At 73.0% G+C, this 13,875-nt stretch carries 11 protein-coding genes; 7 read left to right on the forward strand and 4 right to left on the reverse strand.

The window, feature by feature from the left end; genetic code table 11:
• Positions 1-38: 38 nt before the first annotated feature.
• Positions 39-2,396 (forward strand): trehalase-like domain-containing protein, encoded by a 2,358-nt coding sequence (locus FYW95_RS12065; RefSeq protein WP_159945109.1) that lies wholly within the window; start codon positions 39-41, stop codon positions 2,394-2,396.
• A gap of 474 nt (positions 2,397-2,870) precedes the next feature.
• Here FYW95_RS12065 and FYW95_RS28165 read toward each other — a convergent pair whose 3' ends face one another.
• Together FYW95_RS28165 and FYW95_RS12075 are read right to left on the reverse strand one after the other, a co-directional pair.
• Entirely contained in the window at positions 2,871-2,999 is a 129-nt protein-coding gene (locus tag FYW95_RS28165) for a VOC family protein (RefSeq protein ID WP_370462440.1), read from the reverse strand.
• A gap of 46 nt (positions 3,000-3,045) precedes the next feature.
• Positions 3,046-3,414 (reverse strand): winged helix-turn-helix transcriptional regulator, encoded by a 369-nt coding sequence (locus tag FYW95_RS12075; protein WP_159945108.1) that lies wholly within the window; start codon positions 3,412-3,414, stop codon positions 3,046-3,048.
• A gap of 81 nt (positions 3,415-3,495) precedes the next feature.
• Here FYW95_RS12075 and FYW95_RS12080 point away from each other — a divergent pair, with 81 nt between their 5' ends.
• Positions 3,496-3,906 carry a RidA family protein gene (locus tag FYW95_RS12080; RefSeq protein ID WP_159945107.1) on the forward strand — a complete coding sequence of 137 codons (411 nt, stop codon included), beginning with the start codon at positions 3,496-3,498 and terminating at the stop codon, positions 3,904-3,906.
• A 200-nt stretch (positions 3,907-4,106) separates the two neighbouring features.
• Here the strand turns inward: FYW95_RS12080 and FYW95_RS12085 are convergent, their stop codons facing one another.
• Positions 4,107-4,703: a GNAT family N-acetyltransferase gene (locus tag FYW95_RS12085; protein WP_159945106.1), complete on the reverse strand. Its 597-nt coding sequence runs from the start codon at positions 4,701-4,703 to the stop codon at positions 4,107-4,109.
• A 162-nt stretch (positions 4,704-4,865) separates the two neighbouring features.
• On the opposite strand from FYW95_RS12085, the gene FYW95_RS12090 reads away from it, so the two are divergent.
• The 4 genes from FYW95_RS12090 (at position 4,866) to FYW95_RS12105 (ending at position 10,354) form a co-directional block, all read left to right on the forward strand.
• Complete coding sequence (locus FYW95_RS12090; protein ID WP_159945105.1) at positions 4,866-5,981, forward strand: winged helix DNA-binding domain-containing protein; 1,116 nt, start codon at positions 4,866-4,868, stop codon at positions 5,979-5,981.
• Between the two features lie 139 nt (positions 5,982-6,120).
• A complete protein-coding gene (locus FYW95_RS12095; protein ID WP_159945104.1) occupies positions 6,121-7,923 on the forward strand; it encodes a hypothetical protein in 1,803 nt (600 codons plus the stop codon).
• A gap of 205 nt (positions 7,924-8,128) precedes the next feature.
• Positions 8,129-9,532: a dihydrolipoyl dehydrogenase gene (lpdA, locus tag FYW95_RS12100; protein WP_159945103.1), complete on the forward strand. Its 1,404-nt coding sequence runs from the start codon at positions 8,129-8,131 to the stop codon at positions 9,530-9,532.
• A gap of 126 nt (positions 9,533-9,658) precedes the next feature.
• Entirely contained in the window at positions 9,659-10,354 is a 696-nt protein-coding gene (locus tag FYW95_RS12105; RefSeq protein WP_159945102.1) for a hypothetical protein, read from the forward strand.
• A gap of 60 nt (positions 10,355-10,414) precedes the next feature.
• Here the strand turns inward: FYW95_RS12105 and FYW95_RS12110 are convergent, their stop codons facing one another.
• Entirely contained in the window at positions 10,415-12,019 is a 1,605-nt protein-coding gene (locus tag FYW95_RS12110) for an OmpA family protein (RefSeq protein ID WP_159945101.1), read from the reverse strand.
• Positions 12,020-12,234: 215 nt separating this feature from the next.
• Here FYW95_RS12110 and FYW95_RS12115 point away from each other — a divergent pair, with 215 nt between their 5' ends.
• A complete protein-coding gene (locus FYW95_RS12115; protein ID WP_159945125.1) occupies positions 12,235-13,860 on the forward strand; it encodes a molybdopterin-dependent oxidoreductase in 1,626 nt (541 codons plus the stop codon).
• Positions 13,861-13,875 lie beyond the last annotated feature (15 nt).

A 13,875-nucleotide genomic window follows, 5' to 3' on the forward strand; every position in this document is an offset into this window, starting at 1 on the left:
GATTTCCCAGGTCAGTGTGGGCCGACGGAGGAGGCAACGTGACGCTCACCCAGGCTGTCGAGACGGTTCCGGGCATCCCGGGGGGCACCGCCCCCGCGGTCCTGCCCGTGGACGTCCGGCGACGCGTCTCCGCCCTGGCCCGGACGTCGCGGCTGCTGGTCGCCTGCGACTACGACGGCGCCCTCTCCCCCACGGGCCCGGCCAACGGACGCCCGCTGCCGGAGGCCCTGCGCGCGCTGCGCGACCTGGCCGACCTGCCCGGCACCGTGTGCGCGGTCATCTCCGCCCGGCCGCTGCGCGACCTGGCCACGCTCTCCCGGCTGCCCGCCGAGGTGCGCCTGGTGGGCGCGCACGGCACCGAGTTCGACACCGACCTGACCATCGGCCGCCCCGGGCCCGACGCCGCACCCTCGGACAAGGCCGCCGCCCTGGAGCTGCTGCGCGAGCAGGTGGAGGCCACCTCCACCCTCTACATCGGCGGCGGCGACGGCGAGGAGCCCGTCTTCATGCGCCTGAGCGGCGCGGACGCGGGTGTGCGGGTCGGCGAGGAGCCCACCGTGGCCGCGCACCGCGTGGCCGACACCCCGACCGCTGCGGCGCTGCTGTCCTCGCTGGCCAACGAGCGCCGCTCCTGGGTGTTCGGCGAGCGCCCCACGCCCATCGAGCGCATGTCGATGCTGTCCAACCAGAACTCGGTGGCCCTGGTCGGCCCGGACGCGCGCCTGCTCTGGTTCTGCCACCCCCAGCCCGACTCCAACGCCCTGTTCGCCGAGGTCCTGGGCGGGCGGAGCGCGGGCGTGTTCGCCATCGCCCCCGCGCACGGAGGCCTTCCGCTGGGCCAGCGCTACCTGCCCGGCACGATGACCGTGCGCACCCGCTGGTCGCGCATGGACGTCACCGACTACCTCGCGCACGGCACCCCGCAGGGCCGCACCGACCTGGTCCGGGTGATCAGCGGAGTCACCCCGGCCACCGTCGAGTTCGCCCCCCGCCCCGACTTCGGACGCGCGCCGGTGCGCATCAGCCGCCGGGAGAACGGTCTGCTCGTGGAGGGCGCCGATTTCCCGATGGCGCTGTACGCGCCCGGTGTGGAATGGGAGATCGGGCACGACGGTGTCGACGACGTCGCCCGCGCGGTCGTGCACCCGTCCTCGGAGCGGCCGGTCGTGCTGGAGCTGCGCTGCGGCACGGACTCCCTCGTGCCCGGCACCCTGCCCGAGCCCGAACTCCAGCGCGCGGCCGGGGAGCACTGGTCGTCCTGGCTCGACGGGCTCACCCTGCCGACGACAGCCCAGCAGCTGTCAGCGCGATCCGCCCTGACACTGCGCGGGCTGTGCACCCCCTCCGGCGGCGTGATGGCCGCCGCGACCACGTCGCTGCCCGAGGAGATCGGGGGCGTGCGCAACTGGGACTACCGCTACTGCTGGTTGCGCGACGGCGCCCTGACCGTGCAGTCGCTGGTCTCCCTGGGTTCGACCGCCGAGGCGGAGGGGTTCCTGGACTGGGTGCACCGGGTGGTGGAGTCGTTGCCCGGCCCGGAGATGCTGCGCCCGCTGTACTCGCTGAGCGGTGGCGACCTGGGCCCGGAGGAGGTCGTCGAGTCGCTCTCGGGCTACGCGGGGTCGCGTCCGGTGCGGATCGGCAACCTCGCCGACCACCAGGTGCAGCTGGACGTGTTCGGCCCCGTCGTGGAGCTGATCGAGAAGCTGTCCGCCGTGCGCGGCACCCTCGCCGACCGCGACTGGGACCTGGTGCGCGCGATGGCCGAGGCCGTCGCCCGCCGCTGGCACGAGCCCGACCACGGTATCTGGGAGGAGCGCGACGAGCCCCGCCAGCGCGTCTACTCCAAGGTGATGTGCTGGGTGACCCTGGACCGCGCCGTCTCGCTGGCCGAGCGCTACGGCCGCGACGTGGACCCCTCCTGGCCCGGTCTGCGCGACGACATCGCCGCCGAGGTGCTGGAGAAGGGCTGGAACGAGGACGCCCAGGCCTTCACGACCGCCTACGACGGCACCGACCTGGACGCGGCCTCGCTGCACATCGGCCTGTCCGGGCTGATCGACCCCGCCGACGAGCGCTTCCAGGCCACCGTGACCGCCGTGGAGGCGGAGCTACGCAGCGGCCCGACCGTCTACCGGTACCACCGCGACGACGGCCTTCCCGGAGGTGAGGGCGGTTTCCACCTGTGCACCACCTGGCTGATCGAGGCCTACCTGCTGACCGGCCGCCGCGCGGAGGCCGAGGAGCTGTTCAAGCACCTGGTGGACTGCGCCGGGCCGACCGGTCTGATCCCCGAGGAGTACGACCCGGTCACCGAGCGGGCGCTGGGCAACCACCCGCAGGCGTACTCGCACCTGGGCCTGATCCGCTGCGCCCAGCTGCTCGACCGCGCCTAGGGGGCCGGGGGCCCGGTCCGCCCTCCGCGGCCCCGGACACCCCGACCGCCTCCTATCGCACCGCCCCCTTCCCTCCCTTGGGAGGGTGCGGCCCCGGCCAGGGCACCGGGGACCGCACCCGACACCGGGGGGCGGTGTTGGAATGCGCACTGCCCGTAACCTCCGCGCCCAATCATCCCCGTGCGGGGGAAACCTCCAGACCCCCTGTCCCACAGGGTCTGCGGAACGGAAAAAACCTGGCTGACCAGGTGAGGGAGTACTCCGGAAACTTCGCTCCCGCCCCTCGAGAGGATCGGGAGCGGAGCACGGTGGGCCGACGGGGGGAATCCGCTCAGTAACGGCCCAAGGTCCGTCCGATCACGCGCGCACCCCCTCCATGCTCTCGGCCAGCGCGGGGGCAAGGCCGTGCGGGAGCACGTCGTGGACCCACACGATGCGGCAGCTCCCCTCCCCCTCGGGGTCGGCGAGCACGGTTTACCCGACCTTCCCCGGCTGGTGCTCCGGCACCGTCGCGCCCAGCTCCAGCAGCTCCTCCACCGCCCGGTCGACGTCGGGCACGGCGAAGTCCAGGTGCACGCGCGCGGGTCCGTCCGGCCGAGTCAGCCCCCGCTCCCGCCCCCGCGCGTCAGAGGCCCCGGAGGAGAGCGGGTCACGCCTCCTCCTCGTCGAACCGCGCGCGGGCGCGCTGGACCGCGGGCATGTTCGCGGTGCTCCAGCGCAGGAGCGCGTCGATGAGGTCCTGGAGCGTCTTGCCGAGCGGAGCGATGCGGTACTCCACGGCGAGGGGGCGGGTGCCCACGACGGTGCGTTCGACCATTCCGTTGCGTTCCAGGCGCCGCAGCGCCGTCGTGAGCGACTTCTGGGTGACGAGGGGAATGGCCCGGCGCAGTTCGTTGAAGCGCAGCGGCTGTTCGCACAGTTCCTCCAGCACCTGGAGCGACCACTTGTCGAGCACCTGGTCGAGCAGTTCGCGGTGGAGTGGGCTGATCCGGGGCTGCTGGGGTTCGGTATCCGGCATGAAACCTGGTTTCGTTGAAGTTCCTTTCGTATACCAAGTATTAGTTGGATACCTTCTTGCCGCCAAACGTGAGGACCTTCCATGACCGTGCGCCTGCTCACCCCCGAGGGCATGTTCCAGCCCGTGCCCTACCACCACGTCGCGATCGGTACGGGCACCCGTCAGGTGCACGTGGCCGGGCAGATCGCGCGCGACGCGGAGGGCAACCCCGTCGCGACGGGCGACCTCACCGGCCAGGTGGCCCACGCCCTGCGCAACACCGCGCGCGGCCTGGCCGGCGCCGGGGCCGACTTCTCCGACGTCGTGCGCCTCAGGTTCTTCGTCACCGACTGGCGCCCCGAGAAGGCGGACGACTTCATGGCGGGCCTCGAGGGCGTCATCGACGAGCTGGGGATTCCGCGTCCGCTGCCGCCCCTGTCTCTCATCGGCGTGGACTACCTGTTCGAGCCCGACGTTCTCGTCGAGGTCGAGGCGTTCGCGGTCCTCGACTGACCGGGGACGGGAGAGGGCCCCGCGTCCGCCGGAACGCGGACCGGGGCCGGAGGCCGGCGGGGGCTTCAGCCGAAGGGGGACTCGGGGCGGTCGGCCCCGGCGGCCTTCCGGACCCGGCCCTCCGGCTCCTTCCGAGCGGCCTCCCGGAGGCCGACCGGTACGTCGTCACGGCTGGCCAGAGAACGGCCAGCCGTCGTGTGTCACCGGAAGCGCGGACCCTCCTCCAGGAACTCGCGCACACCCGGCCACTCCGAGCGCAGCACCGAGTAGTAGACCACGTCCCGGCGGCGCCCTCCCGGCATGACGTCGTAGCTGCGCAGGACGCCCTCCTCCGTGGCGCCGATGGCGCGCAGGCCCCGGCGGGCGCGCTCGTTGAGCACGTCGGTCTTGAACTCGACCCGTTCGGCGCCCATCACCTCGAAGGCGTGCCGCATCGTGAGGTACTTCGACCAGTGGTTGATCCCGCGCCCCCAGAACTCGCTCCCCAGCCAGGAGTTGCCGACCTCCAGGCGCAGGTCGGGCTCGGACATGTTTCCGTAGCTCGTGCTGCCCGCCACGCGCCCGCTCGACTTGTCGGTGATGGTGAAGGTGGTCTGCTCACCGCTGTCGCTGGCGGAGAGGCAGGAGTAGAAGAACCGGACGAAGCTGGCCTGGTCCTCCACACGGGTCACGAAGTGGGTCCAGATGTCGGGATCCATGACCTGCTCCCGCCATCCCTCGCGATCGGACTCGGTCAGCGGAGTGAGCAGCACGTGCTCGTTCTCCAACCGGACACGCGACTGCTCGGACCACGACATGGGAACTCCTCCGGATATACGTCGGTACGTCCGGGGCGGAGTTTAGTTACGGCCGTCACGTACCTCCACGGAGGGGACCCCCGCACGGGCCGCGGTACCGCGCCGACCGTCGTACCCGGCCGATACGGTGTCCTCTCCACCAGAACGCGGAGGAACCGAGCGATGGCCGCCACCGACACCGTCATCTCCCCGCGCGCGCTGAACCGCGCCACCCTGGCCCGCCAGTTCCTGCTGGAGCGCGTGGACCGGCCGGTCACCGAGGTGGTCACCCGCCTCGTCGGCCTGCAGGCACAGACCACGCACACCTGGTACGTGGGCCTGCAGAACCGGATCGAGGGCGTCCGCCCCGAGGAGGTCGGGCGCCAGCTCACCGACGGCGAACTCGTCCGCGCCACGCTGATGCGCGGCACCCTGCACCTGGTCACCCCCGCGGACCTGCGCTCGCTGCGCCCCACCCTGGACGCCGTCATGGAGCGGGGACTGGCGCACGGCAACCACGGCAGGGCCCTCGCCGGGGTCGACCTCACGGCCGTGGTGGAGGCCGGGCGCGCCCTCTTGGAGAAGGGGCCGCTCACCCCCGGCGAGCTGGGGCCGCTACTGGCCGAGCGGTGGCCGGACGTTCCCTCCGGCGACCTGTCCCACGCGGTCCGCTCCCTGCTCCCCGTCGTCCACGTGCCCCCGCGCGGGGTGTGGGGCGCCTCCGGCCCGCCCCGACTCGCCCCCGCCGACACCTGGACCGGACTACCCATGGACGCCGCACCGGACCCCGGCGGCCTCGTGCTGCGCTACCTGGCCGCGTTCGGCCCGGCCACCGTCCGGGACGTGCAGGCGTGGTCGGGGCTGACCCGGCTGCGGAGCGTGGTGGAGGGCCTGCGCGAGCGGCTCACGGTGCTGCGCGGCGAGGACGGCGCCGAGCTGTTCGACCTGCCCGACGCCCCGCGCCCCGGGGGCGGGGTGCCCGCCCCCGTGCGCTTCCTCTACGACTTCGACAACCTGCTGCGCGGCCACGCCGACCGCGGCCGGGTGATCGACCCCGAGGACCTGCGCCGCCTCGCCTCCCGGAACGGGATGCCGCCCGCCACCGTGCTGGTCGACGGCCGGGTGCGGGGCTCGTGGAAGGTGGTGCGGAGCGGGGGGACCGCGACCGTGGAGGTGACCCCGTTCCGGCCGCTCGGGGGCGCCGACCGCGAGGAGGCCGAAGCGGAGGGGCTGCGCCTGCTGGGCTTCTGGGCCCGCGACAGCGACCGGCACGAGGTCCGCTTCGCCGCTCCCGCCTGAACGGCGCCTCGGCTTCCGTACTCCGTGGCACCCGGCGCAAAGTCGGAATCACCCGTTTCACACCGAGAATTACGGTGTCCACTGTGGAGGCATGTATCCGGACCTCGGACTCTACGTGTGGATATGGAAGGATTCACGGGTGACCGAAGAGTTCCGCGCCGCGTTCCAACGCGTGCTCGACACCGCAGCCAACCAGGCACCCGACTTCCCGGGAGCCGTGCACGACGTGTTCCGGCTGTCCTCCCAGGTGCCCGTGGACGAACTCGCCATCGCCATGGAGGCGCTGGCCCCGGTCCTGAGCGACGCCGAGCCGACCGCGGGGATCGCGGCCGACCTCGCCGTCCTGGCCGGCGCCCTGGTGGAGTCCGGTGCCCCGGCGGGACAGGTGGGGTTGGAGGTGCTGCGCCAGCTCGGCAGTTACGGTCAGGCCGCGGTGGCGTTCATGCACGCCTGGGACAAGACCGGCGGCGGCGCGCCCCCCGCGCCCCCCGAGGTGTCCGAGGCCGAGGAGGCCCGGGTCGAGGAGGTCCTCGGCGAGAACGCCCCCCTGGCCACCGTGGGCTGGTGGACGTCGCTGCGCTACGGTCTGGCCGCCAAGGCCATGCTGGGCGACGCCCGGGTGCGCGCGGCCGTGCGCTCCGACCCCAGCGCGCTGGAGGGGCTCACCCAGATCGTGCACGCCCTGTCCACGCAGCTCAGTGAGTTCGTCGAGGTGAACGAACTGCTGCGGATGGCGGAGGCGGACACCGCCCTGGTGCTGGACCGGGCCTCGTGGCGGGGCTTCCGGGTGCGCTTCGACGGGATCGGCGACAACTTCCAGCTGCACACGCTGCTCGCGGACGCGCTGATCGGCAAGGAGGGCCGGCGGGTACCGGGCACCCGGCCCGACCCCCGGTGGACGGCCGCCTGCCTGGACGCCCCGGCGGACCCGCTGGCGGACGTGGTGCGCGGCGAGTGGGACCTGGTCGGCGGGGACGGCACGTGGGTGGGCAACGAGGCGTGCCCCGGGGACATCCCGGTCCTGGAGGGGGAGCGCGTACTCGTCCTGGAACCGCAGACGCTGACCCACTCCTGGCGGGCCGGGCGCCGGCACCCGCACATCCCGGGGTCCCTGGAGGTGGTGGAGGAGATCCCCTCCAGCGAGGCGGCGGCCTGGTGGTCGCGGATCCACCCGGCCGGCGCGGTCCGCCACCCGCTGGCCCCGCCCCTGGAGCACGACGAGACCGGGACCCACCGGGCGCCCCGGCACTTCGGCGTGGCCGCGCACTTCGCCGAGGTGGACTCGGGACCGATGTCGGCGACGTTCCGCGCGCTGGAGCCCGAGGAGGACGGGGCTCCCCGTCCGGGGGCCTGGAGGTCTCCCGGGGAGTACGACGACGCCTCCGCGGCTCCCGGGTCCCGGGAGCCGCGGAGCGCTTCCGCCGGACCGGACGCGCCCGCCGCCCCCCAGGACCCGTGGGGAGCGCCCGCCGACGCGGGCGGGACCGACCAGGACCTCACGGCCGTACCGCACGCCTGGAACGCCCCCGGCTACCGGGACGAACTCAGCGAGGACCGCGCCCCCCTGCCGCACGCGTGGGACGACCCGCCCGCCGCGGACGGCCCCGCACAGCCGGTGTGGGGCAGGCCCGTGGAACACCGGGTCGCCCCCGCCCCGGACGGACCGGCCGAACCGCACCCGTGGGAGGCGTTCACCGGACACGGGGACGAGCAGACCGAACCGGGGGAGCCGCCGCGGACGGCGCCCGCGGAGCGGTCGAACGGGGCCGCCCCGGCGCAGGGGCCCGACCCCGACCCCCGGGCCGACGCGCCCGCCTCCCCGGCCGCCGACGAGCGGCCCTCGGGGGCGCACCAGCTCCCGCCCATGCCTCCGGGGGTCTCCGACAGCTGGTCGTGGGCGCCCCGGTGGAAGTGGCCCGCGCCGCCGGAACCCCCGCGCTGACCGGAGCCGCCCCGCGGCCCCGGCGACCGGTCGCACCCGGGCCGTCTCGCCGACGACCAGCGCCGACCCCGGAAAGTGGTACCAAGAAAGCGGCTGGTCACCCACGCGTGGCGGGTACGCGACTAGGCTGGCGTTCGGCAATCCGACAACCCGGGCAAGCCGACTGCGCTGGGTGCGTCACAAACACACTCAAGGAGATCCCGTCATGGGACAGCGACACTTCGATCTGGTGGTTCTCGGCGCGGGACCCGGCGGCTACGTCGCCGCCGTGCGCGCCGCTCAGCTCGGCCTCACGACCGCCGTCATCGAGGAGAAGTACTGGGGCGGGGTCTGCCTCAACGTGGGCTGCATCCCCTCCAAGGCGCTGCTGCGCAACGCCGAGCTCGCCCACCTGTTCCAGAACGAGGCCGACCAGTTCGGCATCAGGGTCGACGGCAAGGTCGAGTTCGACTTCGGCAAGGCGTACAGCCGCAGCCGCGAGGTGGCCGAGGGCCGCGTCAAGGGCGTCCACTACCTCATGAAGAAGAACAAGATCACCGAGATCGAGGGGCGCGGGACCTTCATCGACGACCACACGATCGAGGTCGGTGACGGGAACGGCGGGACCGAGACCGTCACCTTCGACCACGCGGTGATCGCGGCGGGCTCCTCCACCAAGCTGCTGCCCGGAACGGAACTGTCCGAACGGGTCGTCACCTACGAGGAGCTGATCCTCACCGACACCCTCCCCGGCAGCATCGTCATCGCCGGCGCGGGCGCCATCGGCGTGGAGTTCGCCTACGTCATGGCCAACTACGGCGTGGACGTCACCATCGTGGAGTTCCTCGACCGCCTCGTGCCCACCGAGGACGAGGAGGTCTCCAAGGAGCTCTCCCGCGCCTACAAGAAGCTCGGCGTCAAGGTCATGACCTCCACCCGGGTGGAGTCGGTGGAGGACACCGGCCGGGGCGTCCGGGTCACCGTCAGCAGCGACGGCAAGGAGCAGGTCCTGGAGGCCGACAAGCTCCTCCAGGCCATCGGCTTCTCCCCCAACGTGGAGGGCTACGGCCTGGAGAAGACGGGCGTGGAGCTGACCGAGCGGGGCGCCATCGCCATCGACGGCCGGGGCCGCACCAGCGTGCCGCACATCTTCGCGATCGGCGACGTCACCGCCAAGCTCATGCTGGCCCACACCGCCGAGGCCATGGGCATCGTGGCGTCGGAGACCATCGCGGGCGCGGAGACCCAGGAGATCGACTACCGGTTCATCCCGCGCGCCACCTACTGCCAGCCGCAGATCGCCAGCTTCGGCTACTCCGAGAAGGAGGCGCGCGAGGCCGGATACGACGTCCAGGTCGCCAAGTTCCCCTTCATGGCCAACGGCAAGGCGCACGGCCTGGGCGACGCCCGCGGCTTCGTCAAGATCCTCTCCGACGGCAAGTACGGGGAGTTCCTGGGCGCCCACATGATCGGCCCGGACGTCACCGAGCTGCTGCCCGAGCTGACCCTGGCCCAGCAGTGGGACCTGACCGTGCACGAGGTCGCGCGCAACATCCACGCGCACCCGACGCTCAGCGAGGCGGTCAAGGAGGCCGTGCACGGCCTGGCCGGGCACATGATCAACATGTGACGAGCCGCGTCCGGGGGCGGGTGCCGCGCCCCCGCGCCGGGGGCACCGGGGACTTGCTAAGTTTCCCTGTGTCCCCCGCCGGAGCCCCCTCCCGCCGCCCGGCGCTCCCCGAACCGAAAGCCACCCATGCGACTGATCCCGTCCACCCCCCTGTCGTGCCTGGGCACGGCCGTCGCCGTCGCCGTCGTCGGCGGAGTCGCCCTCGTCGGCTTCGGCGTGGTCGACGTCGACGAGTTCGACCTGAACCTCGGTCTGCCCTCCTGGGGCGGCGAGGAGTCCCCGGACGAGGAGCCCAGCGCCGACCCGAGCCCCGAGGCGGAGCCAGAGGAGCAGGAGGCGTCGGGCTACGCGCTGCCCGAGTCCTGCGAGGCCGCCGGCGCCGCCGAGGTCGTCGGCGACCTGGCCCCCGGCCCGGTCCTGACCGAGGAGTCCGGCGAGGTGGCGGGTATCGACGACGCCGAGCAGGTGGTGTGCTCCTTCAGCGACGGGAGCACCGAGCCGGGCGCGCCCTCGTTCACCCTCGTGTTCACCCTGAACGCCGACCCCAGCGCCAGCCCCGACGTGGTGCGGGTGCCCGGCGCCGAGGCGGAGATGAACTGGGAGGTGGACATCGACGTGGACGTGGACACCTACCACACCGAGGAGGCCGACTCCCTGGGCGGCGACCTGGAGTACGTGGGCACCGTGGACGGATCCAGCCGCCACCTGTACCTGTCGCTGCCCGGCGACCTGTACGTCACGGCGATCGCCTACGGCGACGAGGTGCCGCGCGAGGACCTGGAGCGGGTGGTCATGGAGGCCGCCGAGCGCGTCCGCGGCTGAGCGGGCACCGGGAGCGAACGGAGGGGGCCGCCCGGGCGGCCCCCTCCCCGCGTCCCGGGCTCAGTACTCCACCGGGATCTCCTCGAACTCCCCGAAGGGGCCCGCCCGCAGGGTCAGCTCCTCCACGTCCACCGGCGGGGCGGGGAAGACCGCCACCAGGTTGTAGGTGTTGCCGGGCTGGAGCATGTGCACCTCCTCGGCGAAGCTGCTGTAGCGGCCCTCGCCGAAGGACATCTGAGCCACGTACCGCACCAGGCCGCTCTCCGGCTCCAGCAGCTGGAAGCCGCCGAGCGTGCCCTTGTTGAACTGCTCCGGGCCGCCGGCCTGGATCGCCTCCTGGCCGCCCATGTCGGGGATGGTCGGCTCGTCGGTGGTGTTGGTCAGGGACACGGTGCCGATGACGTAGGCGCCGTCGCGGCGCAGCGGGTAGACCTCCAGGCGCACGCCGTCCAGCTCGCCCTCGGCCACCACCGAGCCCGGGTCGTCGTCGTAGGGGGCGGGCCAGGTGACGTTGCGCTGGGCGACGCCGAGGCCGTCGTCGTCGTACTCCTCCTCGTCGGTGGCCTCGCGGGTCTCGTTGAAGACGTACGAGAACTCCACGCGCCGGTTGCGGGCGCGGGCCTGTTCGTCGTCGGGGCCGCCCTCGCGGGCGACCGGTTCGCGCTTGCCGCGGCCCTCGACCTCCAGGTCGTAGCCGGGTCCGAGCTCCTCGGCGAGCAGGTCGCGCACGGTCTCGGCCCGCCTGACCGACAGCGGGTCGTTGTAGGAGTCGTCGCCGATGCCGTCGGTGTGGCCGATGACCGTGATGACGGGCTCGTCGGGGTCGACGTTCTGGGCCAGGGTGGTGGCCGCGCGGCGCACGACGTCCTCGGCCTCGGAGGTCAGGTCCGAGCGGTCGAACTCGAACATCACGTCCGAGTGCAGGGAGATGATCTCGCGGTCGCCGTCCCGGGTGGTGGAGGCGATCTCGGAGTCGACGAAGCTCTGCACCCAGCCCTCGTCGGCCAGCGCGTCCCCGTCGGGGCGGCGGTTGGCGAAGGTGAGGTTCTCCCCGCGCGCGGGCGGGTTGTCCAGGCTCAGGTGGTCGGGGCCGTTGGGGTCCTCCGGGTCGGGCCGCTCCTCCTCCACGTCCTGGATCGGGATCCCGGTCATCGCGCCGAGGCCGCTGCCGACGAAGGTGACCTGCTCGACCTCGTCGGGGATGCGGGGGAAGTAGCGCACGTACTCGTTGGTGACGCCGTCGTGGACCGGGTACAGGCCGTCCCGGTTGGGGCTCTCGGAACCGTACTTGAGGCCATCACCGTCGAGGAACTGCCGGTAGACGCGGCCGGTGAGCGGGTCGACGAGGGTGTGCGCCATGCTCAGGTTCCGGTTGGGTCCGGAGAAGTCGTCGAGGTAGGTGACCTCGTAGTACATGACGGTGTAGTCGTCGGTGCGCTCCAGTCCCGTGACGGCGAAGCGCATCTCGGCGTCCTGACCGGTGTCCTGGAAGATGCGGCCCTCGCGGACGTAGGGGAACTCCTCCCGGACGGCCGGCGGGCCCGACGCGTCTCCGAACGTCTCCGACCACCAGTCGGATATGTCCGCGGTGACCGAGCAGCCGCTGAGGAGGAGGCTGCCCGAGACCACCAGCGCGACCGCGGTGAGGGGCGTCTTGCGCGCCATGTGGGGGAACTCCGATCGTTGAGGAGACGTACGGCCAATATCCTCCTGCACTCGCGGGGCCGGGCCGACCGTCCCGTCCCCCCTTGACGGGATACGCCCGCCCTGAGGGAGTTCCGGCCGGGTGCGGGAGGGGCGGCGGGGGCCGGGAGGGCCCTTTCCGGAGACGGCCGAAAAAACTCCGCTCCGGCACCCATCCGCTCCCGCCCCGGCGCCGAATCCCCCACGTGACCACCGAGACACGCGGGACCGCCCCGCCACGCGACAGGCGACGGGCCGTCGTCGGACCGGTCGTGGGCCTGCTCACCGTGGTCGCCGCACTGGGCGTCGCGGAGCTGGCCGCAGGACTCCTGCGCACCGTGTCACCGGTGTTCGCCGTCGGCGACACGGTCGTCGACATCACACCGCCCGCCCTCGTGGAGGTGGCGATCGATCTGCTGGGCAGCGCCGACAAGGTCGTGCTGGTCTCGGGGATCGCCGTCGTCCTCCTGGGTGTCGGGGCCGTACTCGGCGTGGTGGCGCTGCGGCGTCCGCGCGTCGGGTACGCGGGGCTGGCGGTGTTCACGGCGGTCGGGCTGGCCGCCGTGCTCCCCCACCGCGCCGCTGACCCGGTCACTCCGGTGCCAGTGATCACCGGCGCGGTGGCGGGGGCCGTCGCACTGGCGCTCCTGCTGCGGAGCGCGAACGCGAGCCTTCTGCCACAGGGGACGGGGAGTTCGACGGCACCGGCGGACGCGGAGGAGGTTCCCCGGTCCTCCACGACCGGAACGTCCGGCAGGGGCCCGGGCAGGCGCGGTTTCGTGCTCACCGCGGCCGGGGTCCTGGCCGTGTCCGGATCCGCCGGTGTCCTCGGACGCCGGCTGCCCGCGCTGGGCGGCGGCGCGGGTTCCCGCTCCTCCCTCGCCCTGCCCAACGCCGCGGACCCCCTGCCTCCGCTGCCCGCCGCCGACCTGGGGATTCCGGGGCTGACCCCCTTCACCACGTCCAACCAGGACTTCTACCGCATCGACACCGCGCTCACCCTTCCCCGGCTGGACGCCGACAGGTGGACCCTGCGGGTGCGCGGGATGGTGGACGAGCCGCTCGAGATCGACATGGACGAACTGCTCGGCATGGAGCTGGTGGAGGCCGACATCACCCTGACCTGCGTGTCCAACCAGGTCGGCGGCGACCTGGCGGGCAACACGCGCTGGCTGGGCCTCCCGCTGGCCGACCCGCTGCGCCGGGCGGGCGTCCGGTCCGGCGCCGACCAGATCCTGAGCACCTCCGACGACGGCTGGACCTGCGGCACTCCGACCGAGGTCGTCATGGACGGCCGTGACGCCCTGCTCGCGGTGGGGATGGGCGGCGAGCCGCTGCCCCACGCGCACGGGTACCCGGCCCGCATGGTCGTCCCGGGCCTGTACGGGTTCGTGAGCGCGACCAGGTGGGTCACCGACATCAAGCTCACCCGCTTCGCGGACGAGCAGGCCTACTGGGCGCAGCGCGGCTGGGCCGTGCGGGCGCCGATCAAGACCATGTCCCGCGTGGACGTGCCCGCGCCCCCGTCCCGCGTCGCCACCGGCGACGTCGTCCTGGCCGGGGTGGCCTGGGCGCAGCACCGCGGTGTCGACGCCGTGGAGGTGCGCGTGGACGACGGCGGGTGGCAGGTCGCCGAGCTGGCCGAGGTCTCCGGCATCGACACCTGGGTCCAGTGGGTCGCCGAGACCAGCGTCGAACCCGGACAGCACTCCGTGGAGGCCCGGGCCACCGACACCACCGGGTTCACCCAGCCCTCCGAACGGGTCGACCCCGCCCCCGACGGCGCGACCGGCTGGCACAGAGTCCAGTTCACCGGCGAGTAGGGGTCCCCCATCCGT

Source organism: Nocardiopsis sp. FR4 (assembly GCF_009830945.1).
Lineage (GTDB): Bacteria > Actinomycetota > Actinomycetes > Streptosporangiales > Streptosporangiaceae > Nocardiopsis.